We start from the raw sequence: 16102 nt of genomic DNA, 5'->3' as shown, positions 1-16102 counted from the left end.
CGGGACATGGGCGGCTTCGACCGCGACTGGCTGCGGCTGCGGGCGCCGTTCGACGATGCCGCCCGGGACAGATCGCTCACCCGGCGGTTCGCCGCGGCGCTGCCGGACAACCCGCGCCTGCTCGATCTCGCCGCCGGCACCGGCGCCAACCTGCGCCACCTGTCGCCCCGCCTCCAGCGTCCGGGCCAGCGCTGGGTCCTGGCCGACCATGATTCCGTCCTGCTCGGCGCGGTGGCGGAGGAACTGGCCGCCTGCCCGCCTCCCCTGCCCGCTTTCGAGACCCGCCGGATCGACCTCGCCCGCGATCTGGAGACCCTGGACTTCAGGCAGTTCGACGCCATCGTCGCGACGGCCCTGTTCGACCTCGTTTCAGCCGCCTGGATGGACCGCTTCGTCGCCGCCCTGGCGGGGGCGCCCAGACCGGTGCTGGTCACGCTGAGCGTCGACGGGCGGCTGGGCTGGTCGCCCGACGACCCCCAGGACGCGGCGGTGCGCGGCTGGATCGAGCGGCATCAGGCGACCGACAAGGGCTTCGGTCCCGCCCTTGGACCGGAAGCTCCGACGCGGCTGGCCGATGCCCTGCGGGCCAATGGTTTCGCGGTGACGACGGCCTTCAGCGACTGGACCATCGGGCCGGCGGACGCCGCCATGCATCTGTCGCTGATCGAAGGCTACCGGGGCGCGGCCCGCGAGATCGCGCCGGACGGCGACTCTCCAGCGATCGAGGGCTGGGCGGAACGCCGCCGCGCGGCCGTCAAAGCGGGTGTCCTGAAGGCCCTGGTCGGGCATGTCGATATTTTCGCGGAACCGCGCTGAAAGCCTTTGACAGCCGCCACCCGCCACAGTATCTAGCCGGTCCGCGCTGCCCAGGTGGCGGAATTGGTAGACGCGCAGGTTTCAGGTACCTGTGGCAGAAATGTCGTGGAAGTTCGAGTCTTCTCCTGGGCACCATCCTCCGAGGGTGGTTTCAAAGCAGCGCGGCGGCGAAGGGCGGGTCTCCCCCGCCGCTCCGATCGGCCTATGTCTCTCCCGGTACCCGACACGCGGTACGTCATCGACGCGGGAGGACAGACATGGCCAAGGCACTCTGGAAAGGCGCAGTGATCGCGGAGTCGGACAGCTTCGAGCTGGTCGAAGGCAACGTGTATTTCCCGCCGTCCGCGCTCAGGCGCGATTATTTCAAACCGTCCTCCACCACGACCCTATGCCCCTGGAAGGGTACCGCCCATTACCACACGCTTGTGGTTGATGGCGTCGAAAACCGCGATGCCGCATGGTATTATCCGGAACCCAAGGAAGCGGCGGCGGCCATCAAGGATCATGTCGCGTTCTGGCGGGGAGTCGAGGTCCAGCGCTGAGGATCCCGCATCGGCTTCCCCGTCCGGGGCCGGTGCCGGGGTCCTGGCGCCGAACGGGCCCTAACAGGGGATGCGATGACGCCGGGCAAGAAGATCCTGCTGGTCGATGACGACGTGGCGCTGCGCCAGTCGCTGGCCGAACAGCTTCATCTCCTCGAGGAGTTCGAGACGGCCGAGGCGGACGACGCCTCGACCGCACTCAACCTCATCCGCCATGGCGTGTTCGACGCCGTCCTGCTCGACGTGGGGCTGCCCGACATGGACGGGCGCGAACTGTGCCGCCTGATGCGGCGGGAAGGCGTGCGCAGCCCGATCATCATGCTGACGGCGGCCGGCACCGACAGCGACGCCATCCTGGGCCTCGACAGCGGCGCCAACGACTACGTGACCAAGCCGTTCCGGCTCAGCGTGCTGCTCGCGCGGCTGCGTGCCCAGTTGCGCCAGTACGAGCAGAGCGAGGATGCGGTCTTCTCGATCGGCCCCTACACCTTCCGTCCCAGCGTCAAGCTCCTGATGAACGAGGCCGGCAACCGCAAGATCAGGCTGACCGAGAAGGAGACGGCGATCCTCAAGTTCCTCTACCGCGCCGGCGAGAAGGTGGTCGGCCGCGACACCCTGCTGGGCGAGGTCTGGGGCTACAATGCCGGGGTCACCACCCACACGCTGGAAACCCATGTCTACCGCCTGCGCCAGAAGATCGAGCGCGACCCCTCCCATGCGGAGATCCTGGTGACCGAACCGGGAGGGTACCGGCTGATTCCCTGAGCCTTGCGGGAACCGGCGGAGATTGAATAGACAAGTATGGGACTCTTTGCCGCTCCCAAGTAACCATTATTAAATTTTTGTCATCTGTACTTGGTCTCCTGCAAACTACTTCCTTCCATCCCCGGGCCGGTTATGATGCCGCCTGTCCGTCGCCATGCCTCCGGGGTCCCATGGTCACCATCGTCGCTCCCGCTGCCGCCCGGTCTGCTGCCGTCTTCCCCATGGCGGAGCCGCGTCTGTCGGTGGTCGTTCCCGTCTATAACGAGGCCGGGAACGTCCTGCCGCTGCTTGTCGAGATCAGGGCGGCGCTCTCCGCGTTCGTGGACTACGAGGTGATTTTCGTCGACGACGGCAGCGACGACGGGACTGCCGGCCGGCTCGCTGAGGAGCGGGGCGACGTGCGCGTCGTCCGGCACTCCGCCCGTTCGGGCCAGAGCGCCGCGGTACGCACCGGCGTCCGGGCCGCCCGGGGCACCTGGATCGCGACGCTCGACGGCGACGGGCAGAACGATCCCGCCGACATTCCCAACCTGCTGGACCGGGCGATGATGCCCGATGTGCCGACGCTGGTCGGCGGGCTCCGCCGCGAACGCCGCGACGTCTGGTCCAAGCGGGTCGCCACGAGGATCGCCAACGGATTGCGCCAAGCCGTCCTGGACGACGGCTGCGCCGATACCGGTTGCGGCATCAAGGTGTTCCGCCGCGACGCCTTCCTGGATCTGCCTTACTTCGGGGCGATGCACCGGTTTCTTCCAGCGCTGTTCCAGATCCACGGGCATCGGGTCGCCTTCGTCGACGTCAACCACCGGCCGCGCCGATGCGGCATGTCGAAGTACGGCAACCTGGCACGGGCGACCATCGGTATCGTCGATCTGATGGGCGTGCTTTGGTTGAAACGCCGTACCCGCCTGCCGGACTCGGTCCTGGAGGACTGTGCCGGGCAGGTCCGCTGATCGATCGATGGCGCGGCATCGATACAGGCTTTATCGGGTGATCGAATGCTCTCCGTCTGGACGGCGATCGGGTTCTTGGGTCAGGCGCTGTTCTCGATGCGCTTCGTGATCCAGTGGATCCAGAGCGAGCGCCTCAAGCGCAGCTTCGTGCCGGAGGTCTTCTGGTATTTCAGCATGGCCGGCGGGATGACGCTGCTGGCCTACGCCATCTATCGCGAGGACCCCGTGTTCATCATGGGGCAGGGTCTCGGGCTGGTGATCTATTCCCGCAACATCTGGATGATCTGGCGCGACAAGTGGAAACCGGCCGGCGACGACACGGTTCCCGACGACATCGGGCACGCGTCGGCGTCGTGAGCGTCGCGGACACGTCCTCCGGGCGTCTCTTCCCGGCATCGCTCAAGCGGATCGGACTGGCGGCGGCGCTTGCGGTGCTCTGCCTGGCCCTGTTCCTGCCGGGCTTCTTCTCGCTGCCGCCGACCGACCGGGACGAGGCGCGCTTCGCCCAGGCGACCCGGCAGATGCTGGAAAGCGGCGACTTCGTCGATATCCGCTTCCAGGGCGAGGCCAGGCACAAGAAGCCGATCGGCATCTACTGGATGCAGTCGGTCGCGGTGACGCTGGCCGGCGGGCCGGACCGGGCCGCCATCTGGGCCTACCGCCTGCCGTCGCTGGCCGGCGCCGTCCTGGCCGTCCTCCTGACCTTCCGGATCGGCACCACCCTGTTCGGTCCCCTCCCGGGCGAGCGCGCCGGGTTCCTGGCCGCGGCGATGCTGGCCGGCACCGTCCTGCTCGCGGTCGAGGCGCGCACCGCCAAGACGGACGCGGCGCTGCTGGCGACCGTGCTGGGCGCGCAGGCGGCGCTGGCGGAGGCGTGGCTGCGGCGGAACGGGCCGGAGGCCCTGTCCACCGGCCTCGTGCTGCTGTTCTGGTGTTCCCTCGGGGCCGGCATCCTGCTGAAGGGGCCGATCATCCTGCTGGTGGTCGGCGGCACCGCGCTGGGGCTGGCGCTCGTCGAGCGGCGGGCCGGCTGGCTGGCGGCGCTGCGGCCCCGGCTGGGCCTGCCGGTACTCCTCCTGATCGTGGCGCCCTGGCTGGTCCTCATCACCATCAAGACCCAGGGCGCCTTCTTCGCCGAGTCGGTCGGCCATGACATGCTGGCCAAGGTCGCCGGCGGACAGGAGTCCAAGGGGTTCCCGCCCGGCTACTACACCCTTCTGTTTCCGATCACCTTCTGGCCCTGGTCCCTGCTGGCGATCCCGGCGGTCCCCTGGGTCTGGGCCAACCGGCGGGATCCCGCGGTGCTGTTCTGCCTGGCCTGGGCCATTCCGACCTGGGCCGTCTTCGAGGCGGTGCCGACCAAGCTGTTCCATTACGTGCTGCCGGCTTATCCGGCGCTGGCGCTGCTGACCGCGCGCGCCGTGCTGGACGGGTTCGGCGGCCGGCGGCGCTGGCTCACCGCGCTGTCGATCCTGCTGTTCCTCCTGATTTCGGCGGTGCTCGCCGCCGGGACGACCATCCTGCATGCCGTCATCGAATGGACCCTCGATCCGGTGGCCCTGCTGCTCGCGGTCGCCGTGCTCGCGGTGCTCGGCCATGGCGCCCTGCTGCTGAGCCGGGGAAAGTTGCGTCACTCGGTCGCGGTGCTGAGCGCCGGCTCCGTCGGGATGTACCTGCTCGCCTTCCAGGTTGTTCTTCCCCGCATCGACAAGATCTGGATCAGCCCGAGGGTGGCCGCCGCGGTCGCCGCGGCGCGGCCCTGCCCCGGCTCGACCCTGGTGTCCGTCGGCTTCACCGAACCCAGTGTCGTCTTCCTGGTGGGGACCGGGACGGTTCTTTCCGGCGACGGCCGGGTGGCTGCCCACCGCCTCGCGGACGATGCCTGTGCGCTGGCCCTCGTCGATCTGCCGCAGGACGATGCCTTTCTGGCCGAAGCCGAAGCCAAGGGATTCCACCCGATTGCCATAGAAACAATTAGTGGTCTAAATTATTCGCGCGGTACGAAGCCGATGATGACCTTGTATCGTCGTCACGACGTAACCCCCTGGTAACAACTTACCTTTACTAGTGTCCGGCCACGGGATGGAGCTTCGGCCCCGTCCTTTTGTCAAATCGTAGGCAACGGCGGGGCCACGATGCGAATTCCGTTCACCGAAGACCAGACGCGGCCGGTCCGGTACACCTTCTGGTGCCTGCTGTTCCTGTTCGGCCATATGGTGTCGAATCAACTGGACCGCACCGTGCTGGAGTTGGCGCGGTCTGCCGATCCGGGACTGCTGGCGGTTTTCCGAACCATCACGGAAGCGGGGGACAGCAAATGGACGCTGGTGCCGACCGGCGTACTGGGGCTGGGACTGATGGCCGCCGGGTGGTTCATCCTGGCCGACCGCCGTGCCGCGGCGATGGCCCGGTGGGCCGGTTCGGCGTTCATGTTCGTCTTCGTGTCGGTCGCGCTCTCCGGGATTGCCGTCAACATCGCCAAGGTCATCATCGGCCGGGGCCGGCCGACGCTGCTGGAGCAGTCGGGTTTCTCGGGGTTCGATCCGCTGATCCTGGACGCGAACTTCCATTCTTTTCCCTCCGGGCATACCAACACGGCGGTGGCTTTCGCCCTCGCGGTCTCGTTCCTGCTCCCGTCCTGGCGCGGCACGCTCCTGGCCGCGGCCTGCCTGATCGGACTCAGCCGCATTGCGGTGAATGCCCATTTCCTGACCGACGTGTTCGGGGGCGGTGTCCTGGCGGTCGTCACGACCTATTGGCTGCGCGCCTGTTTCGCGGCGCGGGGATGGGTCTTCCACCGGGAGACCGGGGGAGCGTACCGTTTCCTCTGGCCCGGCCTGCTGCTCCCGCTGGCGACCGGCCGAACCCTCCGGCGCCTGTGGGAGACCGGGGCCGTCCAGCCTCCCGGCCGCGTCCGGCAGGCGTGACGAAAAAAGGCTCCATCGACCGATGCCGACGGAGCCGAAGTTTGCTTTACATGGAGGAACCGCACCACAGATGCGATGTCCTCGTTATAGGCCGTATTGGTTAACACCGGATTAAGGTTAATGGAGATAATGCCCCAAATCCGATTTTTCCGGGCTCGACTTCATCAGGGGCGTCAGCTCTGCTTGCCGCGCCCGGTCTTGTTCTGCAGTTCGTCGATCCGCCGCGAGGCATCGGCCTTGTTGAGCGAAGCGTCGAAATCCTCGTTCGCCTCTTCGCTCAGGGTCTTCAGGTAGGATGCCTGCGCTCCGGTCATCGGCTCGTCGCCCGTGGTCCAGTCCGACGGGTCCTTTTCCGTATTGGACGGGGTGCCGGCATCGGGTGACTTCGGGCTTTCGTTCCCGCTGTTTGCCATGGTCCCAAGCTCCTCTAGTAACGGTTTCACATTATCAACAGGCTAGTATTGTTCATGTTTCGTTGCTATCTGGAATTTTTCTCGACTCCGTCCCAACCGCTCGCCACATTAAGAACCATGTGCGAAAGACATAACAATCGGCGGCGCCCTTGATGCCGCCGTCAGCAGATTTCGTCGTCCGATTCTGGGGTGTCCGAGGCAGCATCCCGTCGCCTGGCCCCGAGACGGCGCGATATGGCGGCAACACCACCTGCATAGAGGTCCGGTGTGGGGATCACCTCATGATCTTCGATGCCGGTACGGGGATCCGCCCGTTCGGCACCCAGCTGGCGCCAAAGGCGCCGCTGGATCTCGACCTGTTCTTCACCCATACCCACTACGACCATGTGGCGGGGCTGCCGTTCTTCGCCCCGGCCTTCGACCCGCGCAACCGGCTGCGCCTGTGGGCCGGCCACCTGCCGCCGCCGCAGACGATCCGGTCCGTGCTGTGCGACATGATGATCGCCCCGCTGTTCCCGGTGCCGCTCTCCGCCTTCGACCATTCCTGCACCTTCAACGATTTCGAATGCGGGGCGACGCTGACTCCAGGGCCGGGCATCACGCTGAGGACCGGGCCGCTCAACCATCCCAACCGGTGCTGCGGCTACCGGGTGGAGTTCGAGGGCAGGGTGCTGGCGATCGTGACCGACACGGAGCACCGCGCCGAAGGGCTCGACCCGGCCGTGCTCGACTTGGCACGCAGCGCCGACGTGATGGTCTATGACGGCATGTATACCGACGCGGTCTATCCGCGCCATGTCGGCTGGGGCCATTCGACTTGGCAGGAGGGGTGCCGGGTCGCCGATGCCGCCGGGGTAGGGCGGGCGGTGATCTTCCACCATGAGCCCAACCACGACGACACCGTCATGGACGGCATCGCGGCCGAGGCGGAAGCCATGAGGCCGGGAACCCTGGTTGCTTTTGAAGGCATGATTCTCAACCTTTAGGAGATCAACGGTAGGGATCGGCGGCGTCGCGCAGCCCGTCGCCCAGGAAGTTGAAGGCCAGCACCACCAGGATGACCGGGACTACGGGCAGCATCAGCCAGGGATAGAGGGCCACGACGTTGATGTTCTGCGCCTCGTTCAGAAGCACGCCCCAGCTGGTGATCGGCGGCCGGAGCCCCAGGCCTAGGAAGGACAGCGCCGTCTCGCCCAGGATCATGCCGGGAATCGACAGGGTTGCCGAGGCGATCAGGTGGCTCATGAAGCTGGGCAGCAGGTGACGGCCGATGATCCGCCGCGGGCTGGCGCCCATCAGCTGGGCGGCGGTGCAGAAATCCTCCTCCCGCAGGGCCAGCAGCTTGGAGCGCACCGCACGGGCGAGGCCGGTCCAGTCCAGCAGGCCCAGGATCAGCGTAATTCCGAAATAGATCAGGATCGGGCTCCAGGTGACCGGCAGCGCGGCCGACAGCGCCATCCACAGGGGCAGCTCCGGAAAGGAGCGCAGCACCTCGATGAAGCGCTGGATCACGTTGTCGACCCAGCCGCCGTAATAGCCGGCGATACCGCCGATCACGATGCCCAGGACGAAGCTGATGGTGATGCCGATCAGCCCGACGGTCAGGGAGATGCGGGTGCCGTACAGGATGCGGCTCAGCATGTCGCGGCCCAGCCGGTCGGTGCCGAGCAGGAACAGTGTGCCGCCCTCCGCCGGGCAGATCAGATGCAGGTCCGCCGGGACCAGGCCCCAGAAATCGTAAGGGTCGCCCCGGCAGAAGAAGCGGATCGGCTGCACGTCCGTCCTGTCCACCGTATAAACGCGCTGGAGCGTGTCCATGTCGAGCTGGTAATCGTAGCCGTAGACGAAGGGTCCGACGAAGCTGCCCTCGTGGAACAGGTGGACCGACTGGGGCGGCGCGTAGATGTGGTGGATGTGCCGGCTGTCCAGCGCGTAGGGCGCCAGGAACTCCGAGATCAGGGTGGTGAAATACATCAGCGCGAGGACCGCGGCCGACAGCACCGCCAGCCGGTGGCGCTTCAGCTTCCACCACATCATGCGCCACTGGGACGCCATGAAGTAGCGTTCCTGCTCCGGCGACATCTGCTCGACGGAGTAGGGGTCGAACGGCGCCGTCGAGACGTAGTGTTCCAGCCGGCCCGTTCCCATGGGATCGGCGGTCATCGCGTCGCTCCGCCTTCGAGCCGGATGCGGGGATCGAGCGCCGCCAGCGCCAGATCGGACAGGAAGACGCCGACCACGGTCAGCAGCGCCAGGAACATCAGGAAGGACCCCGCAAGATACATGTCCTGGCTGCGCAGCGCGTCGAGCAGCATCGGCCCCGTGGTCGGCAGCGACAGCACGATGGACACGACCGCGGCGCCCGAGACGATCTGCGGCAGCAGGTTGCCGATGTCGGCGATGAAGGGATTGATGGCCATCCGCAGCGGGTACTTCCACAGCACCCTGGCCGGCGTCAGGCCCTTGGCCCGGGCGGTCACCACATACTGCTTGTGCAGCTCGTCCAGCAGGTTGGCGCGCAGGCGCCGGATCATGCCGGCGGTGCCGCTGGTCCCGATCACGATCACCGGGATCCAGAGATGTTCGAGGATCGACAGCACCTTGCCCCAGCTCCACGGCGCATCCAGGTAGGCCGCGTCCATCAGTCCGCCGATCGAGGTGCCGAAGGTCACGTTGGCGAAGTAGAGCAGCACCAGCGCCAGCAGGAAATTGGGCGTGGCCAGTCCCAGGAAGCCCAGGAAAGTCAAGCCGTAGTCGCCCAGGCTGTACTGGTGGGTCGCCGAATAGATTCCGATCGGGAACGACACGACCCAGATGAACACGATGGTCGCGAAGGACACCACGATGGTCAGCAGCATGCGGTCGCCGATCACGTCGGCGACCGGGCGGTTGTACTCGAAGGAGAAGCCGTAATCGCCGGTCAGCATGCCGCCGACCCAGACGAAATACTGCTCGATCATGGGCCTGTCCAAGCCGTAACTCTCCCGCAGGAACTGCAGGCGGCTCTCGTCGATCGCCTCGCCCCGGCTTTCCAGCTCGGTCATCAGGGTGGTCAGGTAGTCGCCGGGGGGAAGCTGGATGATGACGAAGGTGATCGCGCTGATCGCGAGGAGGGTGGGGATCATCACCATGATCCGCCGCACGAGGAAACCCAGCATGTTGATCGATCGTCCCTTCGTCGCCCCTGTTGATCCTGTTCGGTCCCGTTCCGATCCGCCCGCCGGTCAGCCCGGCTTGGCGAACCAGAAGGTGTCGGGCCGGTAGATGCCGAAATGAGCGCCCGGGTCCCAATTGTAGATCCCTTCGTCCGGCACGTTGCGCAGGGTGGAGCGCACGACGACCGGCTGGAGGGTTCCGTTGACTAGCCCGATGGTGAAGACCTGGTCGGCGTGGATGCCCAGGATGCGGTGCCAGACCTCCGCCCGCGCCGATGTGTCGGGCGCCGTCCGCCACCGGCCCATCAGATCCATCAGCTCGACCGCGGCGGGCAGGGCGGGCTTTTCGCCCGCGGTGCCGCCGGTCTGGTAGAACTGGCCCCATTTCGGCCATTGATACTGGTTCTGGTCCATCGGCACGAACTCGGTCGGCGCCATGTCGGCCGTGGGGATGCCGTTGTCCACTCCCTTGGCGATCGCCATCAGGGTCTGGCCGGAATAGATCCGATTGCGCAGCACCTCCAGCTGGGACGGCTTGGTGAAGAGCTTGACCCCGATCTTCCGCCAGCTATCGGCGATCAGTTCGAGGACGTCCACTTCCTCCGTGCTCTCGCCCGCCGTCTCGACGATGATCTCCATCGGGCGCCCGTCGGGCATCAGCCGGATATTCTCGCCGCCCCGGCTGGTCAGTCCCATCTCGTCGAGCAGCCGGTTGGCTTCGCGCACGTCGAACCGTGTCCAGGCCTGCCGGTATTCCGGCCGGAACAGGGGCGAGCGGGGCAGCACCGTGTTGTTGGACGGATGGGCGAGGCCGTAATAGATCGCCTGGTTGATCTCGTCGCGGTCGATGCCGAGCGACAGCGCCCGGCGGAAGCGGACGTCGCGGAACAGGTCGCGCCAGACCGGATCGGCCGTGTTGAGGTTGGGGAACAGCGCCAGATGGGCGCCGTTGCCGGTCTTCCACAGATCGACCTTGTAGCCGTTCCGCTTGGCCGCCTGCTTCAGGAAGGTGTAGTTGTCGAAGCGCAGATAGCGCGCCTGGAGGTCGGCCTCGCCGGCCCCGGCCTTCGCCGGGATGATCTTGCCGTCGGCGATCTGCACCAGCAGCCGGTCGATATAGGGGAGCTGGTTGCCCGCCGGATCGACCCGGTGATAGTAGGGATTGCGCACGAAGACGAACCGCTCGGCCGGCGCCGCCGTGGTGTTGATCCAGGGCTGGAGCGTCGGCATGTCGGGATTGTCGTTGTCGTAGGCGTTGTCCATGCGGTTGTGCAGGTGCGCCCAGCTCTTCTGCCCCGCCGCCTTGGCCCGCTCCTTCAGCTGGCCGGCGTCGGCGTATTTCACGTGAAACTGCTTCAGGTAGGCCGCGGGGCCGAAGATCTCCAGCGGCCGCGCCGCCGCCAGCGACGGCAGGAACAGCGGGTTCGGCTCCTTCCAGGTGTAGCGTACGGTGGTCTCGTCCAGCACTTCGAACAGGGGGGGCTCGCCGCCGGCCAGCATCTCCGGCGGGGGGCCGAAGGGCGGCACGTCCTTGTTCAGGATCACGTCTTCCCACCAGTAGCGGAAATCCTCGGCGGTGAAGGGCGATCCGTCCGACCAGCGGTGCCCGGGCCTGAGATGGAGCGTGAAGACCCGGTTTTCCTCGACCTCGATCGACTGGAGGATGTCCGGTTCGAGCGTCAGGTCCGTGGTGTACGTCATCAGGCGGGCATAGAAGTACGCGAACATGATGCGTACGTCCTTGGCCCGCGCCATCAGCATGGTCATGTCGCCGCCCGGCTGGCCCTGCTGCGCCCCATCCTCGTCGAATGTCACGATCCGGGGATCGGCCGGCAGCCGCTCCCCGACCGGCGGCAGCTTTCCGGCGGCGACCTGCTCGGCGAAATAGGGCGTCTCGACCGCGGCAGCCGCGGGAACCGTCGCGAGGAACGCGATCGCGGCGAGGGCCAGGCAGCCGGCGAGGAGGCGGTGGAAGCTCATGATGCCAGATCCAGGAGGGCGGGGCGGGCGGTCGCGCGGACGAGGTGGCCGTCGCCCAGGTCGATCATGCCGGGATGGGCCGTGCCGTCGATCGTGAAGGGTGCCGGCCAGGCGCCGGGGTCGGAGGCGCGGCCTTCGCCCAGCACCTCCAGGTCGAGCCGGCATTCCGGGTCGGGGTCCGGCACGGCCGCGAGCAAGGCGCGGGTATAGGGGTGCACCGGATTGCGGAACAGGGCGGCGCGGGTCGCCACCTCCACGATCCGGCCCTGGCACATCACCATGATCCGATCGGCGATATAGTCCACCACGGCCAGATTGTGGGAGACGAACAGGTAGGTCAGCCCGAGCTTCTCCTTGAGGTCCTTCAGCAGGTTCAGGATCTGGGCCTGGATCGACACGTCCAGGGCCGACACCGGCTCGTCGCAGATCAGCAGGTCGGGCCGCAGGGCCAGGGCCCGGGCGATGCCGATGCGTTGCCGCTGGCCGCCGGAGAAGCTGTGCGGGTAGCGCTTCAGGTGACGCACGTCCAGGCCGACCAGGTTCATCAACTCCTTGACCAGCACCCGGCGATGCTCGTCGTCGCCGATGCCGTGGATCACCAGCGGCTCCGCCACGATGTCGAACACGGTCATGCGCGGGTTGAGCGAGCCGAACGGGTCCTGGAAGATGAACTGCTGCTTGCGCCGGAAGGCGACCAGGGCGTCGTTCTCCAGGTCCAGCACGTCGATGACGCGGCCCCGGTCGTTGAACAGGATGGCCCCCGTGTCGGGCTTGAGCGCCCGCATCAGGATCTTGGACAGGGTCGTCTTGCCGCAGCCGGACTCGCCGACCAGCCCCAGGCACTCGCCGCGGCGGATCTCGAAGCTGACATCGTCCACCGCCAGCACGCCGGCGCCCGTCCGCTTGCGGTTGAACCAGCCGGTGCCGCCGGTCTCGAACCGCTTGCTGACGCGGGAGACGGTCAGCAGCGGGCCGGCCGCGTCGGCACCGGCCGGCCAGGGTTCCCGGGTGGTCTCCAGCAGCTTGCCGCCGGCCGACTTGATCTCCCGGATCGGCACCAGCCGCTCGCCCGGCTCCATGTGGAAGCGGGGCACCGCGCGCAGCAGCGCCTTCAGGTAGGGATGGCGGGGCTTGGCGAAGATGTCGCGCATCTCGCCGGCTTCCATGACCTCGCCCCGGTACATCACGACCACTTCCTCGGCGACGTTGGCGACGACGCCCAGGTCATGGGTGATCATCAGAACCGCCATGCCCAGTTCGCCCTGGAGGTCGCGGATCAGCTTGAGGATCTGCGCCTGGATCGTGACGTCCAGCGCGGTGGTCGGCTCGTCCGCGATCAGCAGCGACGGGCGGCAGATCAGGGCCATGGCGATCATGGCGCGCTGGCGCAGGCCGCCGGACAGTTCGAACGGGTAGGTGTCGACGGCCCGGGCCGGATCGGGGAAGCCCACCAGCCGCAGCATGTCGCGGGTCAGTTCGCGCGCCTCCCCCTTGCCGACGTCGCGGTGGAGCAAGACCGCCTCGCCCACCTGGTCGCCCACCGTGTGCAGCGGCGACAGGGAGGTCATCGGCTCCTGGAAGATGATCGAGATGTTGCCGCCGCGGATCGCCCGCATGGCGCGGCTCTCCGGATCGAGCCCGGCGATGTCCACGGTCCCGGGCAGCCGGGGATCGGCGAACAGGATCTCCCCGCGGGTGATGCGGGCGGGGCGGGGCAGGATGCCCATGATGGTCTGGGCGACCACCGACTTGCCGGAACCGGACTCGCCGACCAGGGCCACCGTGCCGCCGGGGCGGACCCGGAACGAGATCCCGCGCACGGCGTGGATCACGCCCTCGGCGACGCGGAACTCCACATGCAGGTCGCGGACGCTCAGCAGGTCGGTCATCGGGACCAGCGCGCCGTCCGCACGTCCGAGGGATCCACGCCGGCCTGCGGATCGGCGTCGATGCCGAGTGCCGCGAAATTGCTGATCGTCGTCTCGGTCATCCCGATCCTCTTGCTGCGCGCGACGTCCGCCACCCGCTCGGCGATCTCGTCGAAGCCGTCGAGAGTCGACTCGAGCCGGACGGTCTCCCCGGAACCGGCACCCTTGAGCTTGAGCTGCATCCAGCCGAGGCCGCGATCCCGACGAGTAGAATAATAGTTTAAACGTACCTGAGCCAAATGTTCCCACGAAATCGAACCGCCCAGCGGTCCGCGGGCGGCGATCCCGTTATCGTCCATTTCGATGACGGTGGCGTGACGCTGGGCCGTCCGGGCGCCGAACACCACGAAAAGGGCCGCAGCCATCATCATGGGTACCGCGACCCAGGGGCTGAGCGGGATCAGCAGCGGCGGGACGCCGGTCAGCGCCAGCCCGGCGGCGGCGCGGGCATAATCGCCATACAGGGGGGGAGCCGGATAGCGGAACTGTTTCACGGGGGACACCTGAAGGGGGGGCTCCTGAAAAGGGCGGGGGCATCGAGCCAGCCGACGGCCGGGTGCTCCGACGCGGCGGCCAGGAACCGGTCGAGGAAGCGGCGGCACGGGTCGTCATGCACCAGATGGTGGGTCAGCAGCCCGGTCGCCTCGCCGGGATCGGCGGCGCCGGTCCGGCGCGCCGTGAGGTGGCGGACCAAAACCCCGATCGCGGCCTCGGTCCCGGCGAAACCGCCGCCGCCCCGCCAGTCGATGACGTCCACATGGGTGTTGACCTGGACCAGCCCCGGCACGGGACAAGGGCGGGGCCGGGCGTTGAAGGTGGACAGGCCGGCATAGCCGAGGGCCGGCAGCCGGGATGTCGCGTCCGCCGCGATCCGGTTCCACGGGGGAACCAGGACGGGCAGGGGACCGAAGGGCCGGAGCAGGCGCCATCCCTCGGCGAGGTCGGCGAGAACCGCCTCCGGGCACCGGGCTGAACCCAGTTCCGCCTTCTTCGCCGGCGGGGTCTCGTGGTTGGCGTGGGACAGCCCGTGCTGGAGCACCGAGGCGCCGGGCCAGCCCCGCAGCTCCTCCGCCAATTCCGGCGTCGCTCCCGCCGGGATCACGGCGAGCGCCACCGGCACGCCGCCGGCGGTGGCGGCGTCGCGCAGGCGGTCCAGGGCGGGGGAGGGTGAAACCGCGTCGTCGTCGCGCCACCACAGGGTGGCGGTCCGGCCGGTCTCCGCCCACAGGTCCAGTTCGCGGGCCAGGGAGTCCCAGATGTCATGTTCCGTCATGACGCGGCCTCGATCAGCAGGCGGGCGGTGGCGGCGGCGCCGTCCACGTCGGGGGCGAAACCGGCGGGCGGCGCCGCCGCCAGCGCGCGGCCGATCGCACCGGCCAGCCGTTCCGGCGTCAATCCGTCCTCGGGAACGATGTGGAGCAGCCCGCGCCGCTCGAACAGGCGGGCGCGGTCGGTCTGTTCCGTCTCGTTCCCGGCCGAGAACGGCACGACCACGGCCCGGCACCGGGCCTGCATCAGGTCCATCAGCGTATTGTACCCCGCTTGGCTGATCGAGAGGGTGCAGCGGGACAGCAGCTCCGGGAAGTCGGGCCGTGCCCGCTCCACCGTCACGCCGGCGGGGGCGTCGTCGCGCAGGGTCCGGAAGTCCGCCTCGCCGATGTCGGGACCGGCGAGCAGGCGCCAGGGGGATGACGCTAGGGGTGTCAGTGGGCGCGCCGCCAGGGCGGTCCGCAGCAGCGGCAATCCCACGGCCCCGCCGCCGACCGAGACGACCACCTCCCCGGTGCCGTCGCCGTCCGGTCTCGCGGCCGAGTGGGCCGGCGCGCGGGCCGGGGCGACGTAGCCGGTGTAGCGGATCAGGTCCGCGATCCGGTGCGCCTGCGGGAAGGTGGCGTCGAAGGGCACCACGGCGGGGTCGCCGTGGACCAGCACGAGGTCCAGGTGCCGCCGCGCCACGTCGGCCATCTCGACCTCGCGGGCGGGATCGTCCTTCGCCACCAGGATGTCGCGGACGGAGGCGGCGACGACCCTGGGACGCCCGGGGCGTTCCAGCAGGGGCAGCAGTTCGAAGCGGAACGGGCGCCGGCCGAAGGGGTAGGTTTCCAGCAGCAGGATGTCGGGATCGACCGCGTCCGCCAGATCCAGCAGCGCCGCGCGGCGGCGCTCCCGCCAGGCGTCGTCCAGGGGCCGGTCGCCCTCGCCGACCAGGCGCTTGAAGCTCTTGTCCGCCGACCGGGCCGGCGGCAGCTGCACGACGCGGGCATTACCGTAATCGACGCCCGAGACCGGGAACCCGCCGGACGCCACCGTGACGTCCAGCCCGGCCGCCGCCATGGCGCGGGCGATCAGCGCCGCCCGCCGGACATGTCCGATGCCGAGCAGGTGCTGCACCCAGACGAGGGCCTTCAGGGGGGTCTTCAGGGGCGGGCGGATGTCATGAGTCGTCATGATCCGGCGGGCCATGGCAAGGCTTCACGGCGCCAAGCATTTCCTTCCTCGTCATGCGCGGGCTTGACCCGCGCATTTACGTGCAGACCGGCGCGGCGGAGTTTGCGCGTGGATGGCCGGATCAAGTCCGGCCATGAGGAAAGGGGGGTGTCGGTGCCTGCCTCTCGCCGAGTGA

Annotated in this window: 16 protein-coding genes and 1 tRNA gene; 9 read left to right on the top strand and 8 right to left on the bottom strand. The window is 68.1% G+C overall.

All coding sequences use genetic code 11. The annotated features are described in order from the left end of the window. Window positions 1-6 precede the first annotated feature (6 nt). The 8 genes from DPR14_RS25985 to DPR14_RS25950 all read left to right on the top strand — a co-directional run bounded on the left by DPR14_RS25985 (window position 7) and on the right by DPR14_RS25950 (window position 6003). A complete protein-coding gene (locus tag DPR14_RS25985; protein WP_158047728.1) occupies window positions 7-816 on the top strand; it encodes a class I SAM-dependent methyltransferase in 810 nt (269 codons plus the stop codon). Window positions 817-864: 48 nt separating this feature from the next. Beyond that, window positions 865-951: transfer RNA gene (locus DPR14_RS25980), tRNA-Leu, on the top strand. A gap of 122 nt (window positions 952-1073) precedes the next feature. Beyond that, window positions 1074-1358, top strand: coding sequence for a DUF427 domain-containing protein (locus DPR14_RS25975; RefSeq protein WP_158047727.1), 285 nt, complete (start codon window positions 1074-1076; stop codon window positions 1356-1358). Between the two features lie 75 nt (window positions 1359-1433). Then, window positions 1434-2123 carry a response regulator transcription factor gene (locus DPR14_RS25970; RefSeq protein ID WP_158047726.1) on the top strand — a complete coding sequence of 230 codons (690 nt, stop codon included), beginning with the start codon at window positions 1434-1436 and terminating at the stop codon, window positions 2121-2123. A 170-nt stretch (window positions 2124-2293) separates the two neighbouring features. Next, a complete protein-coding gene (locus DPR14_RS25965; RefSeq protein ID WP_192499172.1) occupies window positions 2294-3076 on the top strand; it encodes a glycosyltransferase family 2 protein in 783 nt (260 codons plus the stop codon). A 45-nt stretch (window positions 3077-3121) separates the two neighbouring features. Next, the gene (locus DPR14_RS25960; protein ID WP_158047725.1) at window positions 3122-3433 is read left to right on the top strand and encodes a lipid-A-disaccharide synthase N-terminal domain-containing protein; all 312 of its coding nucleotides are present in this window, start codon (window positions 3122-3124) and stop codon (window positions 3431-3433) included. Continuing rightward, window positions 3430-5127 (top strand): ArnT family glycosyltransferase, encoded by a 1698-nt coding sequence (locus DPR14_RS25955; protein WP_158047724.1) that lies wholly within the window; start codon window positions 3430-3432, stop codon window positions 5125-5127. Before DPR14_RS25960 ends, DPR14_RS25955 begins: the two co-directional genes overlap by 4 nt. Window positions 5128-5211: 84 nt before the next feature. Next, complete coding sequence (locus tag DPR14_RS25950) at window positions 5212-6003, top strand: phosphatase PAP2 family protein (protein WP_158047723.1); 792 nt, start codon at window positions 5212-5214, stop codon at window positions 6001-6003. A gap of 173 nt (window positions 6004-6176) precedes the next feature. On the opposite strand, the gene DPR14_RS25945 is transcribed toward DPR14_RS25950, so the two are convergent. After that, window positions 6177-6416 carry a DUF3072 domain-containing protein gene (locus DPR14_RS25945; RefSeq protein WP_158047722.1) on the bottom strand — a complete coding sequence of 80 codons (240 nt, stop codon included), beginning with the start codon at window positions 6414-6416 and terminating at the stop codon, window positions 6177-6179. A 281-nt stretch (window positions 6417-6697) separates the two neighbouring features. Here DPR14_RS25945 and DPR14_RS25940 point away from each other — a divergent pair, with 281 nt between their 5' ends. Beyond that, window positions 6698-7402, top strand: coding sequence for an MBL fold metallo-hydrolase (locus DPR14_RS25940; protein WP_246148604.1), 705 nt, complete (start codon window positions 6698-6700; stop codon window positions 7400-7402). Between the two features lie 4 nt (window positions 7403-7406). Here DPR14_RS25940 and DPR14_RS25935 read toward each other — a convergent pair whose 3' ends face one another. The 7 genes from DPR14_RS25935 to DPR14_RS25905 form a co-directional block, all read right to left on the bottom strand. Further along, window positions 7407-8579 (bottom strand): ABC transporter permease, encoded by a 1173-nt coding sequence (locus DPR14_RS25935; protein WP_158047720.1) that lies wholly within the window; start codon window positions 8577-8579, stop codon window positions 7407-7409. Continuing rightward, window positions 8576-9574, bottom strand: coding sequence for an ABC transporter permease (locus tag DPR14_RS25930; RefSeq protein WP_158047719.1), 999 nt, complete (start codon window positions 9572-9574; stop codon window positions 8576-8578). Before DPR14_RS25930 ends, DPR14_RS25935 begins: the two co-directional genes overlap by 4 nt. A 66-nt stretch (window positions 9575-9640) precedes the next feature. Beyond that, the gene (locus tag DPR14_RS25925; RefSeq protein ID WP_158047718.1) at window positions 9641-11551 is read right to left on the bottom strand and encodes an ABC transporter substrate-binding protein; all 1911 of its coding nucleotides are present in this window, start codon (window positions 11549-11551) and stop codon (window positions 9641-9643) included. Further along, a complete protein-coding gene (locus DPR14_RS25920; protein WP_158047717.1) occupies window positions 11548-13440 on the bottom strand; it encodes an ABC transporter ATP-binding protein in 1893 nt (630 codons plus the stop codon). Before DPR14_RS25920 ends, DPR14_RS25925 begins: the two co-directional genes overlap by 4 nt. Continuing rightward, a complete protein-coding gene (locus DPR14_RS25915; protein WP_158047716.1) occupies window positions 13437-13982 on the bottom strand; it encodes a hypothetical protein in 546 nt (181 codons plus the stop codon). Before DPR14_RS25915 ends, DPR14_RS25920 begins: the two co-directional genes overlap by 4 nt. Then, a complete protein-coding gene (locus tag DPR14_RS25910; RefSeq protein WP_158047715.1) occupies window positions 13970-14752 on the bottom strand; it encodes a polysaccharide deacetylase family protein in 783 nt (260 codons plus the stop codon). Before DPR14_RS25910 ends, DPR14_RS25915 begins: the two co-directional genes overlap by 13 nt. Next, on the bottom strand, window positions 14749-15927 hold the full coding sequence (locus DPR14_RS25905; RefSeq protein WP_211103878.1) for a glycosyltransferase family protein: 1179 nt from the start codon (window positions 15925-15927) through the stop codon (window positions 14749-14751). Before DPR14_RS25905 ends, DPR14_RS25910 begins: the two co-directional genes overlap by 4 nt. Between the last annotated feature and the right edge of the window lie 175 nt (window positions 15928-16102).

Source organism: Skermanella pratensis (genome assembly GCF_008843145.1).
Taxonomy (GTDB): Bacteria; Pseudomonadota; Alphaproteobacteria; order Azospirillales; family Azospirillaceae; genus Skermanella; species Skermanella pratensis.
Note: the sequence above shows the minus strand (reverse complement) of the source record. Positions and strands in the feature narration are given on the sequence as shown.

Bases quoted from the DNA above. Each gene is read 5' to 3' on its own strand.
- DPR14_RS25930 (WP_158047719.1), bottom strand. From the start codon at position 9,574: ATGCTGGGTTTCCTCGTGCGGCGGATCATGGTGATGATCCCCACCCTC.
- DPR14_RS25950 (WP_158047723.1), top strand. From the start codon at position 5,212: ATGCGAATTCCGTTCACCGAAGACCAGACGCGGCCGGTCCGGTACACC.
- DPR14_RS25905 (WP_211103878.1), bottom strand. From the start codon at position 15,927: ATGACGACTCATGACATCCGCCCGCCCCTGAAGACCCCCCTGAAGGCC.
- DPR14_RS25940 (WP_246148604.1), top strand. From the start codon at position 6,698: ATGATCTTCGATGCCGGTACGGGGATCCGCCCGTTCGGCACCCAGCTG.
- DPR14_RS25975 (WP_158047727.1), top strand. From the start codon at position 1,074: ATGGCCAAGGCACTCTGGAAAGGCGCAGTGATCGCGGAGTCGGACAGC.
- DPR14_RS25985 (WP_158047728.1), top strand. From the start codon at position 7: ATGGGCGGCTTCGACCGCGACTGGCTGCGGCTGCGGGCGCCGTTCGAC.
- DPR14_RS25970 (WP_158047726.1), top strand. From the start codon at position 1,434: ATGACGCCGGGCAAGAAGATCCTGCTGGTCGATGACGACGTGGCGCTG.
- DPR14_RS25945 (WP_158047722.1), bottom strand. From the start codon at position 6,416: ATGGCAAACAGCGGGAACGAAAGCCCGAAGTCACCCGATGCCGGCACC.
- DPR14_RS25965 (WP_192499172.1), top strand. From the start codon at position 2,294: ATGGTCACCATCGTCGCTCCCGCTGCCGCCCGGTCTGCTGCCGTCTTC.
- DPR14_RS25920 (WP_158047717.1), bottom strand. From the start codon at position 13,440: ATGACCGACCTGCTGAGCGTCCGCGACCTGCATGTGGAGTTCCGCGTC.
- DPR14_RS25910 (WP_158047715.1), bottom strand. From the start codon at position 14,752: ATGACGGAACATGACATCTGGGACTCCCTGGCCCGCGAACTGGACCTG.
- DPR14_RS25925 (WP_158047718.1), bottom strand. From the start codon at position 11,551: ATGAGCTTCCACCGCCTCCTCGCCGGCTGCCTGGCCCTCGCCGCGATC.
- DPR14_RS25935 (WP_158047720.1), bottom strand. From the start codon at position 8,579: ATGACCGCCGATCCCATGGGAACGGGCCGGCTGGAACACTACGTCTCG.
- DPR14_RS25960 (WP_158047725.1), top strand. From the start codon at position 3,122: ATGCTCTCCGTCTGGACGGCGATCGGGTTCTTGGGTCAGGCGCTGTTC.